Origin of the sequence: Daejeonella sp., assembly GCF_030695525.1 — a bacterium.
Lineage (GTDB): Bacteria > Bacteroidota > Bacteroidia > Sphingobacteriales > Sphingobacteriaceae > Daejeonella.
On the sequence record NZ_JAUYSS010000006.1, the window covers coordinates 1 to 23891 of the forward strand.

General features: G+C 38.9%; 20 protein-coding genes. 13 read left to right on the forward strand and 7 right to left on the reverse strand.

Going from position 1 to position 23891, the window contains the following annotated elements:
- Positions 1 to 311: 311 nt before the first annotated feature.
- Both Q8S11_RS00270 and Q8S11_RS00275 read right to left on the reverse strand, forming a co-directional pair.
- Positions 312 to 1286 carry a bifunctional heptose 7-phosphate kinase/heptose 1-phosphate adenyltransferase gene (locus Q8S11_RS00270; protein ID WP_305660067.1) on the reverse strand — a complete coding sequence of 325 codons (975 nt, stop codon included), beginning with the start codon at positions 1284 to 1286 and terminating at the stop codon, positions 312 to 314.
- 53 nt (positions 1287 to 1339) lie between these two features.
- The gene (locus Q8S11_RS00275) at positions 1340 to 2536 is read right to left on the reverse strand and encodes a pyridoxal phosphate-dependent aminotransferase (protein ID WP_305660068.1); all 1197 of its coding nucleotides are present in this window, start codon (positions 2534 to 2536) and stop codon (positions 1340 to 1342) included.
- Positions 2537 to 2661: 125 nt separating this feature from the next.
- Between Q8S11_RS00275 and Q8S11_RS00280 the strand changes: the two genes are divergently transcribed.
- The 3 genes from Q8S11_RS00280 to bioA are packed head-to-tail and all read left to right on the forward strand — an operon-like array spanning position 2662 to position 5346.
- Positions 2662 to 3645, forward strand: a complete 984-nt coding sequence (locus tag Q8S11_RS00280; RefSeq protein ID WP_305660069.1) for a cation diffusion facilitator family transporter — start codon at positions 2662 to 2664, stop codon at positions 3643 to 3645.
- The gene (locus Q8S11_RS00285) at positions 3638 to 4090 is read left to right on the forward strand and encodes an NUDIX domain-containing protein (protein ID WP_305660070.1); all 453 of its coding nucleotides are present in this window, start codon (positions 3638 to 3640) and stop codon (positions 4088 to 4090) included. Before Q8S11_RS00280 ends, Q8S11_RS00285 begins: the two co-directional genes overlap by 8 nt.
- On the forward strand, positions 4072 to 5346 hold the full coding sequence (gene bioA / locus Q8S11_RS00290; protein WP_305660071.1) for an adenosylmethionine--8-amino-7-oxononanoate transaminase: 1275 nt from the start codon (positions 4072 to 4074) through the stop codon (positions 5344 to 5346). Before Q8S11_RS00285 ends, bioA begins: the two co-directional genes overlap by 19 nt.
- Positions 5347 to 5394: 48 nt before the next feature.
- Here bioA and Q8S11_RS00295 read toward each other — a convergent pair whose 3' ends face one another.
- Both Q8S11_RS00295 and Q8S11_RS00300 read right to left on the reverse strand, forming a co-directional pair.
- A complete protein-coding gene (locus tag Q8S11_RS00295) occupies positions 5395 to 7257 on the reverse strand; it encodes an LTA synthase family protein (RefSeq protein ID WP_305660072.1) in 1863 nt (620 codons plus the stop codon).
- A gap of 72 nt (positions 7258 to 7329) precedes the next feature.
- Positions 7330 to 7995: a hypothetical protein gene (locus Q8S11_RS00300; RefSeq protein ID WP_305660073.1), complete on the reverse strand. Its 666-nt coding sequence runs from the start codon at positions 7993 to 7995 to the stop codon at positions 7330 to 7332.
- A 108-nt stretch (positions 7996 to 8103) separates the two neighbouring features.
- Between Q8S11_RS00300 and Q8S11_RS00305 the strand changes: the two genes are divergently transcribed.
- From Q8S11_RS00305 to Q8S11_RS00325, 5 genes are read left to right on the forward strand one after another with little or no spacing between them, the layout of a single operon-like run.
- Complete coding sequence (locus Q8S11_RS00305; RefSeq protein ID WP_305660074.1) at positions 8104 to 8898, forward strand: hypothetical protein; 795 nt, start codon at positions 8104 to 8106, stop codon at positions 8896 to 8898.
- Complete coding sequence (locus Q8S11_RS00310; RefSeq protein ID WP_305660075.1) at positions 8888 to 10933, forward strand: helix-hairpin-helix domain-containing protein; 2046 nt, start codon at positions 8888 to 8890, stop codon at positions 10931 to 10933. The genes Q8S11_RS00305 and Q8S11_RS00310 overlap by 11 nt, the downstream gene beginning before the upstream one ends.
- A 2-nt stretch (positions 10934 to 10935) precedes the next feature.
- Positions 10936 to 13032 (forward strand): ComEC/Rec2 family competence protein, encoded by a 2097-nt coding sequence (locus Q8S11_RS00315; RefSeq protein ID WP_305660076.1) that lies wholly within the window; start codon positions 10936 to 10938, stop codon positions 13030 to 13032.
- 56 nt (positions 13033 to 13088) lie between these two features.
- The gene (locus tag Q8S11_RS00320; RefSeq protein ID WP_305660077.1) at positions 13089 to 13862 is read left to right on the forward strand and encodes an enoyl-CoA hydratase/isomerase family protein; all 774 of its coding nucleotides are present in this window, start codon (positions 13089 to 13091) and stop codon (positions 13860 to 13862) included.
- On the forward strand, positions 13856 to 14941 hold the full coding sequence (locus Q8S11_RS00325; protein WP_305660078.1) for a metallophosphoesterase: 1086 nt from the start codon (positions 13856 to 13858) through the stop codon (positions 14939 to 14941). The genes Q8S11_RS00320 and Q8S11_RS00325 overlap by 7 nt, the downstream gene beginning before the upstream one ends.
- Here Q8S11_RS00325 and Q8S11_RS00330 read toward each other — a convergent pair.
- On the reverse strand, positions 14938 to 15837 hold the full coding sequence (locus Q8S11_RS00330) for a diacylglycerol kinase family protein (protein ID WP_305660079.1): 900 nt from the start codon (positions 15835 to 15837) through the stop codon (positions 14938 to 14940). The genes Q8S11_RS00325 and Q8S11_RS00330 overlap by 4 nt on opposite strands.
- Positions 15838 to 15839: 2 nt before the next feature.
- Positions 15840 to 16175 (reverse strand): MerR family transcriptional regulator, encoded by a 336-nt coding sequence (locus Q8S11_RS00335; RefSeq protein WP_305365403.1) that lies wholly within the window; start codon positions 16173 to 16175, stop codon positions 15840 to 15842.
- 171 nt (positions 16176 to 16346) lie between these two features.
- On the opposite strand from Q8S11_RS00335, the gene alaS reads away from it, so the two are divergent.
- The 5 genes from alaS to Q8S11_RS00360 all read left to right on the forward strand — a co-directional run bounded on the left by alaS (position 16347) and on the right by Q8S11_RS00360 (position 23278).
- On the forward strand, positions 16347 to 19004 hold the full coding sequence (gene alaS, locus Q8S11_RS00340) for an alanine--tRNA ligase (protein ID WP_305660080.1): 2658 nt from the start codon (positions 16347 to 16349) through the stop codon (positions 19002 to 19004).
- Between the two features lie 120 nt (positions 19005 to 19124).
- Positions 19125 to 20597: an Asp-tRNA(Asn)/Glu-tRNA(Gln) amidotransferase subunit GatB gene (gatB, locus tag Q8S11_RS00345; protein WP_305660081.1), complete on the forward strand. Its 1473-nt coding sequence runs from the start codon at positions 19125 to 19127 to the stop codon at positions 20595 to 20597.
- Positions 20594 to 21694, forward strand: a complete 1101-nt coding sequence (locus Q8S11_RS00350) for a peroxiredoxin (RefSeq protein WP_305660082.1) — start codon at positions 20594 to 20596, stop codon at positions 21692 to 21694. The genes gatB and Q8S11_RS00350 overlap by 4 nt, the downstream gene beginning before the upstream one ends.
- A gap of 103 nt (positions 21695 to 21797) precedes the next feature.
- Positions 21798 to 22487: a response regulator transcription factor gene (locus Q8S11_RS00355; RefSeq protein WP_305660083.1), complete on the forward strand. Its 690-nt coding sequence runs from the start codon at positions 21798 to 21800 to the stop codon at positions 22485 to 22487.
- Positions 22488 to 22558: 71 nt separating this feature from the next.
- On the forward strand, positions 22559 to 23278 hold the full coding sequence (locus Q8S11_RS00360) for an RluA family pseudouridine synthase (RefSeq protein ID WP_305660084.1): 720 nt from the start codon (positions 22559 to 22561) through the stop codon (positions 23276 to 23278).
- Here Q8S11_RS00360 and Q8S11_RS00365 read toward each other — a convergent pair.
- Positions 23275 to 23811: a DUF695 domain-containing protein gene (locus Q8S11_RS00365; protein WP_305660085.1), complete on the reverse strand. Its 537-nt coding sequence runs from the start codon at positions 23809 to 23811 to the stop codon at positions 23275 to 23277. The genes Q8S11_RS00360 and Q8S11_RS00365 overlap by 4 nt on opposite strands.
- Between the last annotated feature and the right edge of the window lie 80 nt (positions 23812 to 23891).

Sequence of the window (23891 nt, forward strand, 5' to 3'; positions counted from 1 at the left end):
TTTCCGCCTCAGCTGGTGCGGGCAGCATAGGCCAAGCCAAAGCATTAACTTTAATAGCATCAGGTGCAGCGGCGGCATTTTGCTACTTTTCTGCTGCAGGAAAAGTAGAGAGAAAATTATGAGATTTGATTTTTAATCTTACGATTTCAATTTCCCCGGACACTAGTAGTTGAGAATTGACAGTTGATAATTCAGAGAATTTCTTATTTCAATTTCCTCAAATTCAGTTCTCTGTTTTCTGTTACAACTTTCTGTTAAAAGAATATCTTGTTGTTCCAGTTACCTGATAACAGCAAACTGACAACACACCTTTATAGTTTCCTGCTTTCTTCCAGTAATCTTGCTTTATCAACAGGAACTACGCCAACATGTTCGCAAACGAGGCCTCCTGCCAGGTTGGCTATTTCTGAGGCTTTAAATTCATTCAGACCGGCTGCAAGGCATAGTGTTGCCGTTGCGATTACAGTATCTCCTGCGCCGGATACATCGGCAATATCACGTTTATGTGCAGGAATATGACGCTGCCCCTGCTCAGAGCTGATATATACACCTTTCTCTGATAGAGTGAGCATTACTGCTCTGGCTCCTAGCTGTGTCTTCAATTTGCTGATTGCATTTTCTACCTGAACGGCCTTTGAGGGATCAATGGCTATTTTAAGGCCATCTTCCAACTCCTTTAAATTTGGTTTGAACAAATGGACACCTTTGTAAAAAAGAAAATTTCGTTTCTTTGGGTCTACAACAGTAATTATTCCCTTTTGATTTGCAAGTTTTACCGTTTCATGAATCAGTTTTTCAGTAATTAAACCTTTGTCATAATCTTCAAAGATAATGGCATCAATTTTTTGTTCGGACAGATTGTTTTTGATCATTTCAATCATCAACTCTGTTTCTGCTTCAGAGATATTTTCATCGGTTTCTTCATCTACCCGAACAATTTGCTGATTGTGAGCAATGATTCTGGTTTTAACTGTAGTAGACCGATTTTTGATCTTCAATATCCCCTGTTCTGAAAGTTTTTGATTCCTGAGCAGCAACAGAAATTCTTCACCTTCTTGATTATCGCCAATGACTGCACAAATGAAAGGCTTTCCACCAAGTGACTGAACATTCAGGGCAACGTTAGCTGCTCCACCAAGTCGGTTTTCTTTATTACTTACTTTTACAACCGGGACAGGTGCCTCAGGCGAGACACGTTCAACCTTCCCCCAGATATAACTATCCATCATCACATCTCCAATGATCATAATATTCAATGAGTTGAACTTTTCGAAGATATCTGTCATTGGGGATATGAAATGTAAAACCGGGTGATTAGCCCGATATTAAGAGCAAATTACTATTTTAAAGCGCCTAAAGCAGCTTTTATACGTTTCATGGCTTCGATTAGCTTGTCGTTTGCCGCTGCATATGAAAGCCTGATTGAATTTGGATCTCCGAAAGAATCGCCGCTCACTGTAGCAACATGTCCTGTATTTAACAGGTAAAGTGAAAGATCTTCAGCATTTTTGATTACTTCACCATCAGGTGTGGTTTTTCCAAAGAATGAGCTAACCTCAGGGAAGAAGTAAAAAGCACCTCCCGGTAGGTTGACTTTTAAGCCCGGGATATCTTTCAATAAACCATAAACAAGATCACGTCGTTCTTTAAACACAGTTCTCATTTCATGGATGGTATCAAGTCCTCCGGCATACGCAGCAATACCTGCCTTTTGGGTGATTGAACAGGTTCCTGAAGTGATTTGGCTTTGCAGCTTGTCGCATGCATTCGCAATTTCTTTACTGCTTACAGAATAACCGATTCTCCATCCGGTCATTGCATATGCCTTTGAAAGTCCGTTGATAATGATTACACGGTCTTTAACAGAAGGGAATTGTGCAATAGTTTCATGCGCATTCAGGAAGTTGATATGCTCATAAATCTCATCAGAAATGATATATATATTAGGATGTTTTTCGAAAACCTTCACTAAACCAGCAAGCTCTTCGCGGGTGTAAACGCTGCCTGTTGGGTTGTTTGGTGAGGAGAACATGAATAATTTTGTTTTCGGAGTGATTGCAGCCTCGAGTTCTTCAGGTGTAATTTTAAAATCACTCTCCAGAGTGGTGTTGATGAATACAGATTCACCTTCTGCCAGCTTTACAAGCTCAGAATATGATACCCAGTAAGGTGTAGGGATGATCACTTCATCTCCCGGATTTACTACACAAAGAATCGCATTGGCAAGTGATTGTTTAGCACCTGTTGATACAACAATCTGGTCGAAATCATAATCCAGATTGTTTTCACGCTTCAGTTTTGCTGCAATTTCCTTACGAAGTTCAGGATAGCCCGCAACCGGAGTGTAATAAGAAAAGTTCTTGTCAATAGCCTCTTTGGCTGCTGCTTTAACAAAGTCCGGAGTGTAAAAGTCTGTTTCACCTAAACTTAGACTGATAACGTCTACTCCCTTTGCTGCTAATTCCCGGCCCATTTTTGCCATTTTAATCGTGGCAGACTCGGATAAGTTGTTAATTCGGTTTGATAATGTGCTCATAATTAACGCAAATATATGAACATGACCATCCAATGCAAATATTAAAGATAAATGAAGCTTATATTTCGACATTTATAACAAATGCTCTGTTGTATTATATATTTTTGCTCTTAAATATCTCTGGTTTGCAAGCTCAAAAAAAAATTATTTTAATATCCCTGGTCATCGGTATTTTGCTGATGCTTGCAAAGTTTACAGCTTATTTTATTACTTCATCCAATTCAATATTAACAGATGCAGCCGAAAGTATCGTTAATATCCTGGCCGGACTATTTGCATTTTACAGTATTTATGTAGCAGCTCAGCCCCGTGACTCCAATCATCCATATGGTCATGGTAAAGTCGAGTTCTTTTCAGTGTTTATTGAAGGAAGCCTCATTGTAATTGCCGGAATCCTGATTAGTTTTAAATCGGCCTATAATCTTTTTTATCCTCATGAGATCAAGGATCTTATGGATGGTACAATAATCATAGCCGTAGCAGGACTGATCAATTACGGCTTAGGTTATTACCTGGTTGCTCAGAGTAAAAAGCTCAATTCATTGACATTATATGCCGACGGGAAGCATTTACAGACCGATGCATACACGAGTGTTGGGATCGTGGCAGGATTGATTCTGATTTATATTACCGGTCTGACATATCTCGATAGTATACTTTCGATACTGATTGGGTTTTACATTATTTACAGTGGGTATAAACTCGTTCGCAAATCTGTTTCAGGTTTAATGGATGAGTCTGATTTCGATACCGCTGATGAAATCATCGCAATACTTAACCAACACCGTAAAGAATCATGGATTGATATGCACAATCTTCGCACCCAGCGTTATGGACCTGATTTGCATATTGACTGTCATATTACGCTGCCTTATTATTTTAACCTCTGTAAAGTTCATGAGGAAGTTTCGGAAGTAGATAAGCTGGTTAACCATAAGGCTAATTCCACTATGGAATTTTTTATACATGCTGACCCCTGTATGCCAGAGTGTTGCCATTATTGCAGAATGCCTGCCTGTGAGGTAAGATCAGAGGATAAGCGTATCGATATATTATGGACCACCGAAAATGTGACCAGAAATCAAAAACATTTTACTAAGGATGTATAATTTTAATGTTCGGGTTTATGGCTTGCTGATCAATGATCAGAATCAGATTTTATTGAGTGATGAAGAAGAATATGGCTTCAGGTTCTGTAAGTTCCCGGGTGGCGGTCTTGAGTATGGTGAAGGCCTTATTGATGCTTTGAAGAGAGAGTTTATGGAAGAGTGCCATGTAGATGTGGATATAATCGCGCATTTTTATACTACTGATTTTTATATTCAATCAGTATTTAATGATAGTCAGGTGATCAGTGTTTATTATATAGTTAGACCAAATTCAGTATTGCAACTTGATTTTCGGGATGTACCGTTTGATTTTGATAGTGAAGGGGATCTTTTGCAGGCTTTCCGATGGAAGAATCTGAATGAAATTGGAATACAGGATGTTACTTTTCCAACCGACCAGCGGGTTGTAGAATTATTGAAAGAGAAATGGCCCAAAAATCTTTAGTTGAACGCGACAGGGACCTGATCTGGCATCCCTACACGCAAATGCGGAATGCAGCATCTCCAATCCCCATTGTTAGGGGAGATGGGGTATACCTTATTGCAGAGGATGGTAAAAAGTACATTGATGCCGTTTCATCCTGGTGGGTTAATATTCATGGACATTCACATCCTTACATCGCACAGAAAGTTGCTGAGCAACTCGGCCGACTAGAGCATGTGATCTTTGCAGGCTTTACACATCCCGGTGCAGTCGAACTTGCTGAGCGCCTCATAGAGATTCTTCCATCTGGTCAGTCAAAGGTCTTTTATTCTGATAATGGCTCAACTGCAGTTGAAGTGGCCTTGAAAATGTGTTTTCAATACCGGAGTAATCTGGGGGATCCAAGAACCAAAGTTCTGGCTTTTAACAACTCTTACCATGGAGATACATTCGGTGCAATGGCAGTCAGTTCCAGGAGTGCATTTACGCGGCCTTTTGAAAAATTATTATTTGAGGTTGAATTCATGGATGTTCCGAATGCCGGAAATATTGAAATCCTTAAAGAATATATTTCAGGGATCGCTTCTGATCTGGCAGCATTTATTTTTGAACCTCTTGTACAGGGTGCAGGAGGAATGCAAATGTATGAAGCCCGGTATTTGGATGAACTGATCCTGCATTGCAGGAAAAATGGAATATTAACTATTGCTGATGAAGTGATGACTGGCTTTGGCCGTACCGGAAAGCTGTTTGCTTCCGATCATCTTTCTGAGCAGGCTGACCTGATGTGTTTTTCAAAAGGGTTGACAGGAGGAACAATGGCCCTGGGATTAACTACTTGTACTTCAGATATATACAATGCGTTTCTTTCTGATGATAAACTGAAGACATTGTTCCATGGACACTCATTTACCGCCAATCCGGTTGCATGCTCAGCAGCTCTGGCCAGTCTTGATCTCTTACTCGATAATGAAACAATGAAGAATATTGAGAGGATTACCCAGAGTCATTATGAATTTCTTAATAAAATTAAAGACCATCCAAAGCTTAAAAATATCCGGCAAACGGGTACTATTCTTGCTATGGAATGGGAGAGCACTGGTGAAACATCCTATTTTAATAATTTAAGGGATAATCTATATAACTTTTTTCTGGATCAGGGTATAATTCTTCGCCCCCTTGGCAATATTATATATGTACTACCACCATACTGTATTAGCCCTGATCAATTGAACTATGTATATTTAAAAATTGAAGAGGCATTGGAGCGATTTTGAGCTTCAAGCTTAATTTAATACAAATTGCTTTGTTGCGGTAGGAAATTGTTAATATTCAAGGTATTGTCTGAAAACTTCCTGCATATAAGCTTTCCCATGGCTTGTCAGTACAGAATCTGCATTCGGGTTTATTGGATTTTTTCTCAGAATAATGTTCTTGCCAATATTATCAAATGAAATAATCTGCTCATTGTTTGCAAATCCAAATCCATTATCCCAGTTGAAAAATGCGAATCCGGCTGTACCCGGATTCAGTAAATCCTTACTCCAGACAAAGCGTTTTGAGTCAATTTTTAATTGACTAAGCAAAGTTGCTGCAAGATCAGTTTGGTTTCCAATTTTAGTAATCCGGGTACCTTTAAATTCAGGCTTAATCACTTCCCCAAAGTAGAGAAGGGGAATGCGGTAACGTTCCGGATCATATTCCATAAGATTGCCGGGAATACGGTGGCCATGGTCAGAAATGATCACAAAAAGTGTGTTTTTATACCAGCTTTTTTGTTTGGCTTCATGGATGTAAGCACCCAAACAGGAATCGGTATAAAATGTAGTACTCCTGAATTTTGAATCTACATCATCTCCTTTGAAATGAGGTTCTGAAGAAAGTTCAAATGGTTCGTGGTTAGTTAAAGTAAGGATGGTGGTAAAGAAAGGTTGTTTAGCATGATCCAAATCGGCGAGGTTTTTTGAGAATACTTTATCGTCATAAGTGCCCCATTTTGAATTCATATCTTTCATATCAAATGAATGCTGGTCTACCATTTTTTGATACCCATGACTCAAAATATAAGATTTCATATTAAAGAATTCACTCTCTCCTCCATAATAAAAAGAGCTTGAATAGCCATTTTTAACAAGTTCCTGTGAAATTGACGGAAGCCTCTCCTGTTTATCATTCTGCTTCATGATGCTTCGGATGGCCTGAGAAGGGAAAGCGCTTAATATTGCTACCACTCCCTTATCTGTTCTGCCCGATGCAGCATAGATATTCTCAAACAATATACCTTCGGCAACCAGCTTTTTAAAATTCGGACTAACACCTTTTTCTCCTCCCAGATCTTCCACCAACCTTGATGTAAAGCTCTCGAGTATAATGAATACAATATTCGGACGTTCTGTGTTTATGACCTGGGTTGTGGGTGGAGAGGGTTCTTTAAAGAGGCCGGCCACAATCTTCTTCGCGTCTTCCTCATGGTAATAATTATATGGATTTTCATTCCCAAACTTATTGTTAAGAATATCCTGAATTAGATTCCACTCTGTATTTACTGCAGCATGATTTAAAACAGGTTCTTCTGAAAAATAAGACATGCTCTGGTTGATGGGTGAAAGTTGCCATCCCCCCCTTATTGCGAGAAATAATGTGCTTAAAACTAAAAAGCTTATAATCAGCCTGATCCCCATATATTTAGCCCTATCGGCAATTTTATACAGAATGACTTTAGAACTGAGATAAACAGAAAAAATCATATAAGCAAATAAGATGCTGAACATTAGGATGACCGGAGATGATGAAGTTGAGGCAATTGCTTCTTTTGGAGCACTAATCGCCATGTCGAGCGCCCTGAAATTGATTTTGGAACCCCATTCCCTGTACAGATTTAGATTACTAATCCCAATAATTGAAAATAGCAGAACAAAAAACACCACATAGGCTTTAGCTATTATTTTTGGGAACCTTACAGAAGGCAGAAAAAGAAGTGTAATATAAACAAGGGCAGGGATTGCCGAAATATAGGCGGCCATAGAGAAGTCAAGTCTCAAAGCATGCCAGAAAGTGCTGATAATTTCATTAATCCCCAAGTATGAAATTCTTTCTGAATAATAAATTAGAAATATAAGTCTCTCGAGGAAGAAAAAAATGATCCAGAACAGGAAATACCGGCCAAAAACAAGAAAGCTTTTTAACATCAGCGCAAGTTATAAAAAACGCCGAATGTTAAAAAGCTTTAAACTTTGGGTTAATTAAACTTAGGTGTTGCTTTATCTTCCACCCTGCATCTGCATTAACTGATCTAAAGTAATCTCCTCATAATCTTTTGTCGCGCTGAAAGTGCCAGCAGGTACCGGACCCTGGGTGATTTCTTTCACTACCGCATTTACGCTAAGGCCGTTCATATAAGACGTGAATTCTAACGGAAATCCGTATTCTTTAGCATAAAAACGGCTTAAGGAATTAGGTGTGATCTCAACATCTTTTGTAAACCATGCTTCAGAGTTTTGATTGCTTTTCTTTTCATTAACTTCATGTTTCATGGCGGTATAACCTGCAATCTTTTTTGTTTCTGTTCCTGGTTTTATAATTAATTCTGGCAAATTTGCTGCTATTCTTTCCTGGTCTGCCGGACTAAAGATGACAGAGAACTTTTTCCCCATCATTGGTATATTTAATAGGAGACGCTCATATTCCTTATTGAAATTGATGATATTGGTACTACTATAAATTGCAGATTCAGTTTTTAAGCTGGATGAATCCCCTTTAAAATACACCTTAATTTCAGCCGGGAAGCTGCTGGCCATAGCTTGCATCTGCTCAGGTAATTTCCATTCCACTGAGTAAATAATAATGCCCTCAGCTATTTTATTGCTTTGTGCGAAAACGATTGTTCCTATGAGTAACAAAGCGAGACTTAAAATTATTTTTTTCATGATTATAAATTGATCTGATAAAGAGAGCAATAATTCCGGATTTTGTTACAATCGACCGTTTAATAATTCAATTTGCCGCTTCCTTCCTCTATTCTTAATTTGATTATAATGAAATACATCTGCCTGATCAGTATTTTATTCCATTATTCTCTAAGTGCTCAAATTAACCCCGGTTCCAGATCAATAGCAATGGGATCAGCAGGTACAGCATTACAGGATGTATGGTCAATACAGCAAAATAGTGCTGGTGCCGCAAACATTGATCGCCCAATATTTGCGCTGGCATATGAACAGCATTTTTTAGACTCTGAACTAAGTACTCAAAGTGCAGTTTTTGGATTGCCTGTAAAGAATCATGTTTGGGGTCTTAGCTTTCAACGCTATGGAATCACTGAATACCTGGAACAAACTGCCGGGCTTGCACTTTCCAGAAGTTTTTCTGCAGCACTTTCTATATCGCTATCCATTAAATATCATCAGGTCAGCATACCAGGCTATGGTAATGGTAAAGCTTTTTCTGTGGATGCAAGTATGCAATATAGTCTGAACGAAAGAATCCGTCTCGGCAGCTATATATACAATCCCGGCCAGAGCAGAATTCATGAATATTCAGGTTCTCATATCCCTTCAGGGATTTCTGTTGGAATGGCGTTCAATTTAAGTGATAAGGTTTTGTTTGTCAGTGATCTGAATAAGAAGCTGGATTTTGGAATGAATATCAGGATGGGGATTGAATATCAAATTATTAAGCGGTTTTATTTACGGGGCGGGATAAATTCAAATCCAATTAAACAGACAGGGGGATTCGGATTAATATTCGGAAGGTTTACAGTGGATGCAGCTATATCATCGCATCCGATACTTGGGTATTCTCCAAATTTATCTTTTAACTATGAATTCTGACTACAGAGCGATTTATATGATGGTTTTGCTTTGTCTAATTCTGCGCATTCCCACTTACCCTCAGGTTCAGAATGATGATCTGATAGAACAAATACTGGAATCCATGGCTCCTGACCTTTCTGAGGATCACGATTATTCAGAAATTTCGGATCGGTTAAATCATTACAGAAGATCTCCTATCAATATTAATCTGGCAAGTAAGGATCAATTGCAGGAGCTATTCTTTATTTCTCCGATTCAGATCCACTCCATACTTAGCCACAGGGAAGAACAGGGGCTGTTTATGGATGTTCTTGAGTTACAGAGTGTACCCGGATTTGATCCTCAGACACTAAGCTGGCTTTTAAATTTCATCGTTGTATTGCCCCCCGGACAGTTCACCTCTTTATCCTTTAAAAAGGTATTTATGAATGCCGAACATGACTTAATGTTGAGGTTTGGACAAGTTTTAGAGAAGCAATCCGGGTATGCATCATCAAAATTATTAGAAAATGGAATATATGCAGGCTCAGCAATGCGGATGTTTGCCAGATATCGATTTAACTTCTCGAATATATTTTTTGCTTCAGTTAATTTGGAGAAAGATGCCGGTGAGCCTTTATCATTCAGCAATGGAGGCCGGGGTTTTGATTTTTATTCAGCAAATATTTCATATAAAGGAACCGGGATAATCAGAAAAGTAATTGCTGGTGATTATGCCCTGCAGTTTGGACAGGGATTGAGCATGTGGGCCGGAGCAGGATTTGGCAAAGGAGCAAACCTGGGTACAATTGCAAAACAGGACCTGGGCCTTAGACCTTACAGTTCAGTAAATGAATCCTTATTCATGCGTGGCATCTCAGCTACATTTGGGTTAAGGAAATTTTTATTTACGCCATTTTATTCAGGAAGAAGACTTGATGCTGGAAAGGCTGATTCAAATATGGAGATCAGTTCACTGCAGATAAGTGGTTTGCACCGGACAAAAACTGAGATTTTTAATAAAAATGCTGTATCACAGCGCGTATATGGTGCTAATGCTCAATACCTTAACAGGGATTTGAATGTAGGATTGACAGCTTATTTTACCCGCTTCAGTATTCCGTTTGCAAACGGGAAGGCACTTTATCAGCAGTATAATTTCAAAGGTGAGACCCTCAACAATTTGAGCCTGAATTACAGTTATACATTTAAGAGTTCCTATGTTTTTGGTGAGGTGGCCCATAGTTTAAATTCCGGTTTTGCCTTTATAAATGGTTTAATCAGCAGTATAGCTTCCCCAGTCTCTTTGGTAATGTTCTATCGTAATTATGAAAAAGATTATCATTCATTTTTTAACCAGGGCATTGCCGAAGCCTCAAATGCGGTTAATGAGCGAGGGTTTTATTCAGGTCTGGCCATCAAGTTTAACAAGGGTTTGGAACTTTATACCTATTCAGATTTTTTCAGGTTTCCCTGGTTAAAATTCAGGGCCGATGCTCCTTCTTCTGGTTATGAATTCTTTACGCAAATCAGTTATACACCCGACAAGCTTTTTAAGCTTACTGGCAGGTTCAGGCAACAGATCAGGGAAGAGAACGCTGAAGATTCCGGATCAGGATTGGAAATCGTGGATAAGCAGGATTTAAGGCTTGAGCTATCTTATAAGATCAGTCATAATTTTTCTATCAGGAACCGTGCAGAAATTGTTCGTTATCGCAAGGGTATTCTGAATCCGGAATTTGGTTTTCTGAGTTTTCAGGATATTATCTACGAGCCTTTGGGTTCAAAAATTTCAGGGAATGTTCGTTTTGCAATTTTTGAAACCTCCGGGTTCAATACAAGGATCTATTCTTATGAGAATGATGTTTTGTACTCTTATTCCGTTCCTGCCTACCAGGGGAAGGGGATCAGGTTTTATTTCAATGGCAGATATAAGATATCAGGCAGTACTGATCTCTGGTTTCGGTATGCTTTAAGCAGCTACCATGGCCAGGAAACAGTTGGAAATGGGGGAGACCTGATTAATGGCAATAAGCGTTCTGATATCAGGGTACAGTTGCGTTTTCAGTTCTGATTATGTTCTACACAGGAGAAGTTCCTTTCGTTCGATTTCTTATACCCATAATAGTTGGGATAATTTCAGCAAGATTATTTGCGCATCCTTTCTTCATCAACTCTGGGTTAGGGTTTTGTCTCTTCACGCTTTGCATTTTCCTGTTTCTGCTTATTAAATATAAACGGTTTTCCCTTTTCAGAATGGCATGGATTTTTGGTTTGATCATTCATTTATTCCTCTATATTCTCAGTTTCAGCCTTACTGTATATTACTCAGATCGGTTTGACCCACTAAGATTCAACAATTTTAAAACAGACTTATTAATTCTTAAGGTTCAAACTGAACCTAAATTAACCAATGCTACTTTTCGTTTTGAGGGTGAAGTGATTGGAGTTTATACTCAGGATACTGTTAAACAGAGCAGCGGAAAAATATTGATCTCACTTGAAGCAGATTCTAACATTAACTACCTGCCAGATTACGGGGATATTTTGCTGATTCCTGCATTATATCATGCCCTCGAACCCCCTTACAATCCCGGGGAGTTTGATTATAAGGCATTTATGGAAAACAGGCAGATTTACTTTCAATCTTTTGTTCCCTCAGATCAATTTCAGGTGTTGGCGCGCGATGCAGGTAATCCTGTGATATCATTTGCTTTGTCTTTAAGAAGGGAACTGATTGGTAAGTACAATAACTATCTGCCTGATCCGGATGCGGCGGCTTTGGCATCGACTTTAATTTTAGGGTATCGGGCAGATTTGAATAAGGATGTCATAGAGGCCTATTCAAAAACTGGAACTATGCATGTTTTATCAGTGTCGGGAATGCATGTAGGTATCGTATTTCTTGTATTGTCAGTTTTACTCAGGCCAATGGATAAAAGCAAACCTCTGATTTTAATACGAATTCTGTTCATCCTTTCTGCAATCTGGTTCTATGCCCTGATTAGTGGTTTTTCATCACCTGTTTGCCGGGCTGCATTAATGATCAGCTTTGTGGTAATTGGAAAAGCACTAAAAAGAAATCAGAACTCCTATAATTTGATTGCAGTTTCAGCATTTTTCCTGCTTTTATATAACCCGTTTTATCTCTTTGATGTAGGATTTCAGCTTTCTTACCTGGCTGTTTGCGGACTGGTTTACTTCCATCCTAAATTGTATCACACCTTGTATTTCAGAAACAAGTTTATCGATTATGTATGGAGTTACTCCGCCCTGTCTGTGGCTGCCCAGTTAGCCACTTTCCCACTGAGTTTATATTATTTTCATCACTTTCCGCTATATTTCCTGATCAGTAATTTGCTTATTGTTTTACCTGTTACAATCATTATGTATACAGGGATTTTGCTTCTCGCCATTCCATTTAAACTTCTGCTTGTCCCAATTGGAATTTTTTTGAGTGAATTAATTCATCTCACAAATAATACTCTATTCCGGATAGAGAATCTGCCTTATGCAAGCCTCTCGGGATTATGGATCAATGGCATTCAACTTTTTCTGGTTTGCACTCTGATTCTAACTCTGTCCCTTGGGGTAAAATTCAGATTAAAAAGCTTAATGATTTCAACAGTAATACTTTTTCTGATCCTTCAAATAAGCTTTTCAATGGATCGGATTCTGAATTATAGAAAGGAAGAATTGATATTTTTTAGTCTTAGAAATAAATCCGCCATTGCTTATACCAAAAGAACTAAAAGCATAGTTCTGGCAGATTTCGAGTCTACAGACAGGACGTATTCTTATTCCATTAAGCCAGCATTGGAAAGCCGTGGAAGTCCTGAAATCCACTTGCTGGATATTGAAAGCCAGTTTAAAACCAATTCATACTGGTCGGATTCCAATTTTATGCAATTTGGAAATTTCAGGGTGTTAAGATGGGACAGAAAAATCAGCTTACCCAATATGGGTAAAAGATTGAAGGTAGATATTCTTGTTTTGAGTCAAAATCCGGTTCAGGATTTAGAAGATATCAATGCTATTGTTGAGTTTAAGAAAGTTCTGATCGACCCGACCAATACTGATTATAAGATTAAATTCTGGCTAGCAGAAGCTGCAAAATTGAATCTTTCCGTGTATGTTTTGAAGAATTCACCTGCTTATATTATCAAACTATAGTAATTTGGGTTAATTTTGATCAGATCAGGTCCGATTATTTACACAGGGAATCAACAATGGAATTGCTGGAATATTATACAACTGATAGGATAGGGAATATTACAATTAACCGGCCTGAGAAGCGAAATGCTTTAAATCCGGAACTTGTATTGTCACTGACAAATGCTTTTAAAGCTGCTATTGATGATGAAGATGTTAAGGTCATTATACTTAAGGCCAATGGAGAAGTATTTAGTGCCGGCGCCGATTTGGATTACCTGAAACATCTACAGACTAATACTGAAGAGGATAATTTGAAAGATACCAATCTGTTGAAAGATCTTTTTTTATTAATATACAAGTCCCCAAAACTGGTAATTGCGCAGGTTGAAGGCCATGCTATAGCCGGGGGCTGCGGACTGATATCAGTGTGTGATCTGGTATTCTCAGTCCCCGAAGCAAAATTTGCTTATACTGAGGTTAGGATTGGTTTTATCCCCGCTCTCGTTACCTGTTTTCTGCTTAGAAGACTAGGCGAAGGAAGAGCAAAGGAATTATTGCTTAGCGGAGAACTAATTGATGCTCAAACTGCTTCTAATTATGGATTGATCAATTTTATTTGTCCTAAAGCAGAAATTGCTGCACTGGTAAAGGCCTATGCGCAAAAATTTGTTGAATCTGTTTCTGCAAATTCTGTAGCGCTTGGAAAAGCACTCATTAACTCTGTTCAGGATCTTTCCCTGGAAGACAGTTTGAATTTAGCCGTAAAGATGAACGTAGAAACCCGTTCATCTGTTGATTGTAAAAAGGGAATTTCTGCCTTTTTAAATAAAGAGAAGCTGAAGTGGTAAAACCTGAAACTAAACCATCAATGATGCAATCCGGAGGAAAGGAAAAAAAGACTTACGAGATATTTTTGATTGGTGATACTGGAAATGTGGCCAGACATGGGCCTGATCCCGTCCTGGAAATGATGCGATCTCATTTCGATACAGATCAACATTCTGCGGTTATCTTTCTTGGAGATAATATCTATCCTAAAGGCTTACCTCCGGAAGGTGCTATTCTTCGAAAAGATGCAGAGAATGCATTAATTGCGCATAAAGAAGCCTTGAAGGATTATCATGGTAAGGTGCTGTTTATTTCAGGAAATCACGACTGGAACAAAGGACGGGAAGGCGGCTATGAATATATTTTAAGGCAGGAGAAATACCTCGAAAAGCTATTTGGTAAGACGGTAATGTATCCTACTAATGGTTGCCCGGGTCCAACAGAGATCAATGTAAATCCGAATGTGACCCTTGTGCTGATAAATACCCAATGGTGGCTTCAACCTGGTTTCAGACCCATCGGGCAAAGTTTTGGCTGCAGGGTAGAATCGGAGGAAGATTTTTTTAAACATTTGATTACAATCCTTGAAAATAACAAGGATAAGCGAGTAATCATTGCCGGACATGCACCTGTTTACAGCTATGCTATCCATGGCGGCCGGTATAAGTTAAGACATCACTTATTCCCTTTTACCATTTTCCATCGCAAAGCATATTTCCCTCTGCCTATTCTGGGTTCGTTATTGCCTATTTACCGAAAGTATTTTGGGGCAAAAGAAGATATTGCCCATCCACGTTACAGGCATTTGCGGCATCGTCTCATTGAGATATTTAAAAGTCATCCGGGCATTATTTATGTCTCCGGACATGAGCATAATCTTCAGCATATTGCAAAAGATCATAATCATTATATAGTCAGCGGAGCCGGCTCGAAACTTAAATATGTTTTACAGACAGGGAAAAACCTCAAATTTGGAATGAAAGCAAAAGGATTTTTTAAATTAAAGTTTGAAAATAATGGCTCAGTTTATATTTCAGCCTGGGTAATTGATCACAATGCTGAAATGGGGAAAATGGTTTATGATTTTAAGATCGACTAGGGAACTTTAACAAGGAGTGCTTTGTGTAAACATTCAATTGATATTTCCTTTACTTTACCCAGAACCTCGCCATCTACCTGAAGTGTTGTTTTTCTACTGCTGATAACTTGTGCTTTAACACAACTGATGATCTCCACATAATCCGAAGTGTGCAATTTATTCATAAACATTTTCCAGGTAATCGATAAAAGCTTGATTGGTGGAAAAGGCTTGATGATTACAAGTTCAAATTTACCATCGTCGAGGATTCCTTTTGGATTGATTACTGCTCCGGTACCATATTGTGAAGCATTGGCGAAGGTAATGGAAACACCTTTTCTTCGGATTGTTTTACCATCGCAGGATATATTGAATACATATTTTTTAAGCAGAAACATTTCTCCGAAAAGGTGCCTGGCATAAGTCAGAATGCCTCTTTTTGGATCTTTTTCAAAACGCTTTACTACTCTTGCATTCAGACCGACATCTGCCAGATGGATACAAATCCTGTCGTTGATCTTAATAAGATCAATGGCCTTTGTTTTTCCTTTAACCAGGATTTCTAAAGCGCTTTCAGTTTTACCCTGAATATGCAACTCCTTTGCCATCCCATTTGCAGAGCCTTGTGGAATAATTGCAAGAGGAATCCCTGTATGTGCAAGTATTCCTGCCATTAGATTTATGGTTCCATCACCACCTGCGGCCGCAACAATGTCAGGTTTATATTGATTAATAGTGTTGGAAATTCGTTCTTTATCATCACCACTCATTATAATGAGCTGATAATCAAATCCGTCAGTTTCTGATTGCCAGGAAATTAGCTTTTTAAGGTTTCTCTCTCCACCATGACCTGATTTGGGATTTATGACGAACAATATCCTTAAAGGAGTTGCTGGAGATTTTTTCTGCCCTGGCATAATCAAAGTTGTTCCTTTACCTCAAGCAGAAATTGTTTCAGGCGCTCCAGAGAGTCAATTACCTTTTGGTTCTCTTTTACTTCAGCCTTATTGCTACGCAGATAATCTTTAGCACCCTGAAGAGTGTAGCCCTTTTCTTTCACAAGATTGAATATAATCTTCAGATTCTCAACATCATCGGCACTGAACAGGCGATTTCCCTTTTTATTTTTCTTAGGCTGGAGAATCTCAAATTCCCGTTCATAAAAACGAATCTGGGATGCATTAACATCAAACATTCGGGTCACCTCACCCATACTGTAGTATAATTTTGTAATGTCGCGCTCTTTGTAAGGCATGCCAATGATTTTGCTTTTGTAAAACTACTAAATTTGAATCGAAGCAATAAAAATTAATATGCTTTGAATAATGATAACGCATAAATGCCCAAAGCATTACTCGCAGGCTATTTCATATTCTCTCCATAAAAAACACATATCTGTATTATATTTGCAGAATAGCTAATCAGGATGACCACCAAAGAGATAAGACAGGGTTTTTTAGATTTTTTTGCCGCCAAAGGACACCATATTGTGCCATCAGCACCTATTGTTGTAAAGAATGACCCTACACTGATGTTTACCAATGCGGGGATGAATCAGTTCAAGGATTTGTTCCTCGGTCAGGCAGCAATAAAATACCCAAGGGTGGCTGATACCCAACGTTGTTTACGGGTTTCGGGCAAGCATAACGACCTTGAGGAAGTAGGAATAGACACCTATCATCATACTATGTTTGAGATGCTTGGCAACTGGAGTTTTGGCGATCCTGCCAATCCTGAAGGCGGGTATTTTAAAAAGGAGGCCCTGGCCTGGAGCTGGGAACTTTTAACTGAAGTATATAAAATACCCAAGGACAGGCTTTACGTCAGCGTTTTTGCGGGAGATAAGAATGAAGGGCTTCCAAAAGATCAGGAAGCCTATGAGATATGGAAACAGTATGTTTCTGAAGATCGTATCCTTCTGGGCAATAAGAAAGATAACTTCTGGGAGATGGGGGAAACAGGCCCCTGCGGACCATGTTCTGAGATTCATGTGGATATGCGCCCGGATGCTGAACGTCTTAAAATAGATGGCAGTAAACTGGTCAATCAGGATGATCCACAGGTTATTGAAATATGGAATAATGTCTTCATGCAGTTCAATCGCCTGAAAAATGGTAGTCTGGAAAAACTTCCAGGCCAGCATGTGGACACAGGTATGGGACTGGAACGCCTGATAAGGGTAGTTCAGAATAAATCATCCAATTACGATACCGATCTGTTCCAACCGATGATTCAATTTATTTCAGAAAAATCACGTATGCCCTATGTTGGAAATTCAGTCCCCGGAGGGGAAGGATGGGGTGCATCAGTGGCTATGCGTGTGATGTCTGATCATATCCGCGCAATCAGTTTTTGCATTGCCGATGGTACATTACCATCTAATAATAAGGCGGGATATGTGGTCAGAAGAATACTCAGAAGAGCGGTTAGGTATGCGTATACTTTCCTTGACCTGAAGGAAGCATTTTTAAATGAGCTAGTTCCAATCCTGGCCGATCAGTTCGACGGAATATTTCCTGAGTTAAAAAAGCAGCAGGATTTTGTTCAAAAGGTGGTTCTGGAAGAAGAATTGTCATTTTTGAGGACTTTAGCTACCGGAATTCATCGTTTTGAACGTTTTGAAACCGATGATCAGATCATTAATGGAGAATTTGCCTTTGAACTTTATGACACTTTTGGATTTCCGATTGACCTGACCGAACTAATGGCCCGGGAAAAGGGCTGGACAGTTGATATGGAGGGATTTGAAGTAGAGCTTCAGAAGCAAAAAGCCCGTTCCAGAGCTGCAACAGCAATTGATACCGGCGACTGGCATATCATCAATGAGGAAGAGGAAGTTGAATTTATCGGTTATGATGAACTGGAAACGGAATGTAAAATTCTGAGATATCGCAAGGTGACAGCCAAAGGAAGGGATCAGTACCAAGTAGTATTAAACCGGACTCCATTCTATGCAGAAAGCGGGGGACAGGTTGGTGATACCGGGAAACTTGAAGACCGATCACGTTTATTTGAATACCCGGTTACAGATACTAAAAAGGAAAACGGACTGATTGTTCATTTTATGGACGAAATGCCGGATGAACTTTCCGGATTGTTTTATGCTGTGGTAGATCAGCAGAAGAGAACAGCAACAGAAAATAATCATTCCGTGACCCATCTGTTGCATGCAGCATTGAAGCAGGTTTTGGGTGATCATATAAATCAAAAAGGTTCATTGGTTAATCCGGAATATCTGCGATTTGATTTTTCACATTTTTCAAAGCTTACTGAACGTGAACTATCAGAAGTTGAAGGTATTGTGAATCGTAGGATTCGTGAAAATATACTCTTAAAAGAAGAGCGGAACGTTCCTTATCAAAAAGCTATTGACTCTGGTGTCACTGCTCTTTTTGGTGAAAAGTACGGAGATTATGTTCGGGTGATCACTTTTGATGATCATTTTTCAAAAGAACTTTGCGGTGGGACACACGTTAAATCGAGCGGACAGATCGGCTATTTTAAGATCATTTCTGAAAGTGCGGTAGCTGCCGGTGTCAGAAGGATTGAAGCGATTACCGCTGAGATCGCTGAGAATTATATTAATACTCAGAACGAGCAGATAAAGGGATTAAAAGACCTTCTAAAAAACCCTAATGATCTTCTTAAAACCGTTGAGTCATTACTTGAAGAGAACAATCGTCTGAAAAAGGAAATTGAAAAAACTGTACTTGAACGTTCTGCAGGATTGAAACATGAACTGGTTAAAAATGCAGTGTCGATAAATGGTATTCACCTGATTACCCAAATGGTTGAATTGCCTAGTACCGATGCGGTTAAAAGCCTTGCTTATGCTGTAAAGGACCTGATAAATGACCTCTTTCTGGTTTTGGCCTGTGATATTGATGGAAAACCAAGCCTGACTGTGATGCTGTCTGATAATCTTGTAAAAGAAAGGAATCTGAACGCAGGAAATATTGTACGTGAATTAGCTAAAGAAATTCAGGGAGGTGGGGGCGGCCAGCCTTTCTTTGCCACTGCAGGTGGTAAGGATAGTTCAGGACTTGAAAGAGCACTGGAAAAAGCAAAAACTTTTATTAGTTGAGACCCGATAGCTATCGGGTGGAGAATTGAGAGTGGAGAATTAGACACTTTCAATTCTCCACTCTCCACTATAATCAATTGCTTATCTTTGTATGATATTATAGATACCATTAAAGTTTAAATGACGACAATAGCGGAAAGTTTAACTGATAAATATGAACTTGTAGTTGGACTTGAGGTACATGTTCAGTTATCAACCGAAAGCAAGATTTTTTCTAGCGACTCTGCCGGCTTTGGTGCCGGCCCTAATGAGCATATAAGTCCGGTAAGTCTTGGTTTACCCGGAACTTTACCCAAACTCAATAAAAAGGTAGTTGAATATGCAATCAAAATGGGATTGGCAACCAATTGTAGTATCAATCTAAATACTCATTTTGATCGGAAAAACTACTTTTATGCTGATTTGCCCAAGGGTTTTCAAACTACTCAGGATAGTCAGCCAATTTGCCACTCAGGTTTTATTGACATAAAAGCAGATGATCATTCAGCAAGGCGCATCCGAATCCATCGCATTCATATGGAAGATGATGCCGGGAAAAGCATGCATGATCAGGATGCTTTTGATTCGCTGATTGATTTGAACAGGGCAGGAGTCCCATTGATAGAAATAGTTTCTGAACCTGATATCCGCTCGGCACATGAAGCTGCAGCATACTTGTCCGAGATTCGGAAATTGGTGAGATACCTGAATATTTGCGATGGGAATATGGAGGAAGGAAGTATTCGTTGCGACGCCAATATTTCAATCAGGCTTAGGGGAGCTTCGGCATATGGCAATAGATGTGAAGTAAAAAATCTTAATTCAATCCGAAACCTGCAGCGCGCTATTGATCATGAATTTATCAGACAGGCCGGGCTTTTGGAAATAGGTGAGTATATTGAACAAAACACCCTGAATTTTGATGCGGATACCGGAAATACCAGTCCCTTAAGAAGTAAGGAAATGGCCAATGATTATCGTTATTTCCCGGAACCTGACCTTCAGCCCTTGGTCCTTGAACAAAAGTTTATAGATGAATTAGCGGCCGGATTACCCGAATTGCCTTCAAAAAAGATTGAACGCTATACTTCCGCTTTTGGCCTTTCCGAGTATGATGCTATTTTAATTTCATCTGAGAAAGAGATTGCAACTTATTTCGATGAACTGAGCTCTAAGACCCAGCATTATAAAGCTGCTGCTAATTGGGTTATAGGCCCTTTGAGGTCATATCTTCATGATAATCCCGGGCATATTGAAGAGATCCCTATTAAGCCAGAGGTTCTTGCAGATCTTATCGCCCTGATTGATAAAGGCAAACTCAACTATTCAGTTGCAGCTCATCAGGTTTTTCCTGAGTTGATTAAGAATCCCGGGCTATCTGCTGAAGAAATGGCTGTTTCATTACAGGTATTGATTGATACTGCAGAGGATGAATTGAGTTTGCTTATTGAAGAAGTACTTAGTAATTACCCTGATAAGATTAAAGAATACCATAACGGAAAAAAGGGCGTTCTTGGTTTGTTCATGGGGGATCTCATGAAAAGGACTAAAGGTAAGATTAATCCACAGATTGCCAGCAAGTTAGTGATAGATAAATTAGAAAGTAAAGTATGAAAAAAGTATTTGGATTAGCCATGATTGCGATGAGTATAATTATGGTTTCCTGCAATAATAATGATGAATTGAGCATTTCCGGGAAAGTAGACAATGCCGGGGAAATAAAAAAAGTTTTGCTTTATGAAACTGACCAACTTGTTGACTCTGCATTTTTAAATGAAAGCAATGAGTTTAAATTCAGGCGTAATGCACAGGAACCTGATTTTTACACACTTGTTGTCGGTGAAAAGAATTTTCTGATTGTTGGAAAGAATGGTGATGATGTAAATTTTAAAACAGATTACGCTGATTCTACCAATACCTATCAGATTAAAGGTTCAGAGGACTCAGAAAAAATTCGTGAGTTTAATCAGATCGGGTATGAGTTCAGTAAAATTTATAAAAGAATCCAGGATGAATATTCAGTTATGACCGAGGCAAATCCTGCTGCGAAAGATTCAATCTTTAATGTTCTGATGCCGCAGTTTCAAGCCAATATGGATAAATATTCTGAAACCACATTCAAGTTTGCCCGGGAAAATAAAAATAATCTTGCCGGTTTTTTTGCGGCTAGTTCACTGGATCAGAATAAGTACGAAGCTGAATTGATCGAATATGCTGAAGAAATCAGGTCTGTCTTTCCAAATAATAAAGCGGTTCAGTCATTTGTTATAAAAATGGCAGGGGTTAAGCCAGTTTCGGTAGGTCAGATCGCACCTGAATTTGAGTTGAATGATACTGAAGGCAAATTGGTTAAATTATCTGATTTCAAAGGTAAATATGTACTGTTGGATTTTTGGGCTTCATGGTGTGCTCCTTGCCGTGAGGAAAATCCTAATATTGTTAAACAGTTTGAAGCCTTTAAAAACAAAGGCTTTACCGTATTGGGTGTATCCCTCGATGAGGATAAATCAGACTGGTTAAAAGCAATTAAGGATGATCGTTTAAACTGGTCACATGTATCAGAATTAAAGCGTTGGGATGGTAAGGTAACAATGCAGTATAAAATTGAAGGAATACCCGCTTCTTTTCTTCTTGATCCTAAAGGGAAAATCATTGCCAAAAATTTAAGAGGTGCTGAACTGCAGAACTACCTTGAGAAAGTGTTAAATTGATCACAATAAATTGTCAATTTATTATGATGATTTACAATTTCTTAATACTGGCTTAACGATTTAGTGTAATGGAGAGATTACTTTTATACCAAAATTCTATCTAATGAGCGCCGTAAAGCACAAAATCCTGATTGTTGATGATGAACCGGATATCCGGGAACTAATTGAGTACAATCTCAAGAAAGAGGGTTATCAGGTATTTACTGCCTCAAATGGACAGGAAGGGGTTGCTGAAGCTAAGAGGGTATTGCCAGATCTGATTATTCTGGATATTATGATGCCCAAAATGGATGGTATCGAAGCCTGTCGAATTCTGAGGACCATGAATGATTTTAAGAATACCTTTATGGTGTTCCTCACTGCCCGTAGTGAAGAGTATTCTGAGATTGCAGGTTTTAATGTTGGCGCTGACGACTACATCGCAAAACCGATTAAGCCCAGGGCATTAACAAGCAGGATCAATGCCATTTTACGAAGAAATGTTCAATCAGAAATAGAAATTGAAAACAAACTCGAGATAGGGGATTTGGTTATAGACCGTGAAGCTTTCCTGGTGTACCAAAGAGGTGAAAAGGTTGTTCTTGCCAAAAAGGAGTTTGAATTATTATACCTTCTTGCTTCCAAACCTGGGAAGGTCTTTACCCGTGAAGTCATTCTGAAAAATATATGGGAGGATTCGGTTGTGGTAACCAATCGTACCATTGATGTCCACATCCGCAAAGTTCGCGAAAAACTTGGTGATAAGTATGTAAGTACTGTAAAAGGTGTAGGGTATAAATTTGAATTAAAGTAATTTAAACTGAAAGCTAAAAGCTTCGCCCGGCTGAAATTAAAATCCTACTTTTGCAGTCTAATACTGCATACGTGAAGTTCCCGAAATTCGAAGATCTTATTCTTTTTGAGAATAACAATCTCATCATAGTTAACAAACCTGCTTTTTTAAGTTCTCTGGATGATAGGGAAGGTGGCGAAAACAATCTCCTTAGAATGGCTAAGCAGTATTCTGATGATGCACAGATCTGCCATCGTTTAGACCGGGAAACTTCAGGAGTACTCATCATTGCTAAAAATCCGGAGACTTATCGATTTGTTTCCATGCAATTTGAGCATAGAAAAGTGATTAAAGTGTATCATGCTGTAATTAATGGCACTCATATATTTGAGGATCTGCATGTTGATCTTCCTATTCTGAACCTTGGTGCCAAAAATGTAGCAATTAACCGTCAGGAGGGAAAACCAGCAGAAACTGTTTTTAACTCACTGAAATATTATAAACATTACACTCTGGTTGAATGCAGGCCGATTACAGGCAGAATGCACCAGATCCGAATTCATCTTGCCTCGCAGCGGGCAAATATCGCCGGTGATGAAATGTATGGAGGGAAACCTGTATACTTATCTGAGATCAAGCGGGCTTACAGACTGAGTAAAGACCAGGAGGAGCTTCCTGTGATGAAAAGGTTTGCGCTTCATGCCCGACAGATCACCTTTAGAATTGATGAGAATACAGAGATGACCTTCGAAGCACCATATCCTAAGGATTTTGCAACTCTAATTAAACTTCTGGATAAGTTCGACTCTTAATTTTTTAAGGAAATAGCCTCATAAAATGAAGATACAGCTTCCCATTCAACATCTTCTTCAAAGGAAATAGTATCTATACGACTATATTTTCCTTTCAGTTTTTTTAGAATATCAGTTGCTTTTTCCCGGTCCTGGGGATTAATGTAGAGCAGAATGTCGCGATAGCCCGGCATTGTGGTTGTTCCGACATAACAGTAAGGGCCAAGAACCTGACTCAGTTCTGAAATGATATCTGTTTGAAGGGTATTGAAAATTTCAGATTCCTTCTCATCTGGATGGCCATCCTTGTTTTTTTCAATCGTGCTCACCATGATAAAAAGGGATAAAGGGAATTTTGATTTTTCTTTGTAGCCGATGTAGCGGTTATTAATTAAAGCAATACATGGTTTCCCATCAGCCTCAAACTTCAGAGTTGTGAAATTCTGTTGAGGCAAAAGCTTGTCTGTTGTCTCAGCATTGGGTTCAGATGTTCTGTTTTGAGAACAAGACATCAATGGAAAAAGGCAAAGAAGTAGGAAATAGTATTTCTGCATTATTTTATTTTAGTCTTTGCTCCTGGTTTGACCTTTTGCCAACCCAAACTTAACCTTATGTCAACCCTTGATTAATACCC

Excerpts from the sequence above, each read along its gene's own strand:
- alaS (WP_305660080.1), top strand. The coding sequence starts at position 16,347 with ATGACCACCAAAGAGATAAGACAGGGTTTTTTAGATTTTTTTGCCGCC.
- bioA (WP_305660071.1), top strand. The coding sequence starts at position 4,072 with ATGGCCCAAAAATCTTTAGTTGAACGCGACAGGGACCTGATCTGGCAT.
- Q8S11_RS00295 (WP_305660072.1), bottom strand. The coding sequence starts at position 7,257 with ATGTTAAAAAGCTTTCTTGTTTTTGGCCGGTATTTCCTGTTCTGGATC.
- Q8S11_RS00350 (WP_305660082.1), top strand. The coding sequence starts at position 20,594 with ATGAAAAAAGTATTTGGATTAGCCATGATTGCGATGAGTATAATTATG.
- gatB (WP_305660081.1), top strand. The coding sequence starts at position 19,125 with ATGACGACAATAGCGGAAAGTTTAACTGATAAATATGAACTTGTAGTT.
- Q8S11_RS00275 (WP_305660068.1), bottom strand. The coding sequence starts at position 2,536 with ATGAGCACATTATCAAACCGAATTAACAACTTATCCGAGTCTGCCACG.
- Q8S11_RS00335 (WP_305365403.1), bottom strand. The coding sequence starts at position 16,175 with ATGCCTTACAAAGAGCGCGACATTACAAAATTATACTACAGTATGGGT.
- Q8S11_RS00320 (WP_305660077.1), top strand. The coding sequence starts at position 13,089 with ATGGAATTGCTGGAATATTATACAACTGATAGGATAGGGAATATTACA.
- Q8S11_RS00300 (WP_305660073.1), bottom strand. The coding sequence starts at position 7,995 with ATGAAAAAAATAATTTTAAGTCTCGCTTTGTTACTCATAGGAACAATC.
- Q8S11_RS00330 (WP_305660079.1), bottom strand. The coding sequence starts at position 15,837 with ATGCCAGGGCAGAAAAAATCTCCAGCAACTCCTTTAAGGATATTGTTC.
- Q8S11_RS00285 (WP_305660070.1), top strand. The coding sequence starts at position 3,638 with ATGTATAATTTTAATGTTCGGGTTTATGGCTTGCTGATCAATGATCAG.
- Q8S11_RS00305 (WP_305660074.1), top strand. The coding sequence starts at position 8,104 with ATGAAATACATCTGCCTGATCAGTATTTTATTCCATTATTCTCTAAGT.
- Q8S11_RS00315 (WP_305660076.1), top strand. The coding sequence starts at position 10,936 with ATGTTCTACACAGGAGAAGTTCCTTTCGTTCGATTTCTTATACCCATA.
- Q8S11_RS00365 (WP_305660085.1), bottom strand. The coding sequence starts at position 23,811 with ATGCAGAAATACTATTTCCTACTTCTTTGCCTTTTTCCATTGATGTCT.
- Q8S11_RS00270 (WP_305660067.1), bottom strand. The coding sequence starts at position 1,286 with ATGACAGATATCTTCGAAAAGTTCAACTCATTGAATATTATGATCATT.
- Q8S11_RS00310 (WP_305660075.1), top strand. The coding sequence starts at position 8,888 with ATGAATTCTGACTACAGAGCGATTTATATGATGGTTTTGCTTTGTCTA.
- Q8S11_RS00355 (WP_305660083.1), top strand. The coding sequence starts at position 21,798 with ATGAGCGCCGTAAAGCACAAAATCCTGATTGTTGATGATGAACCGGAT.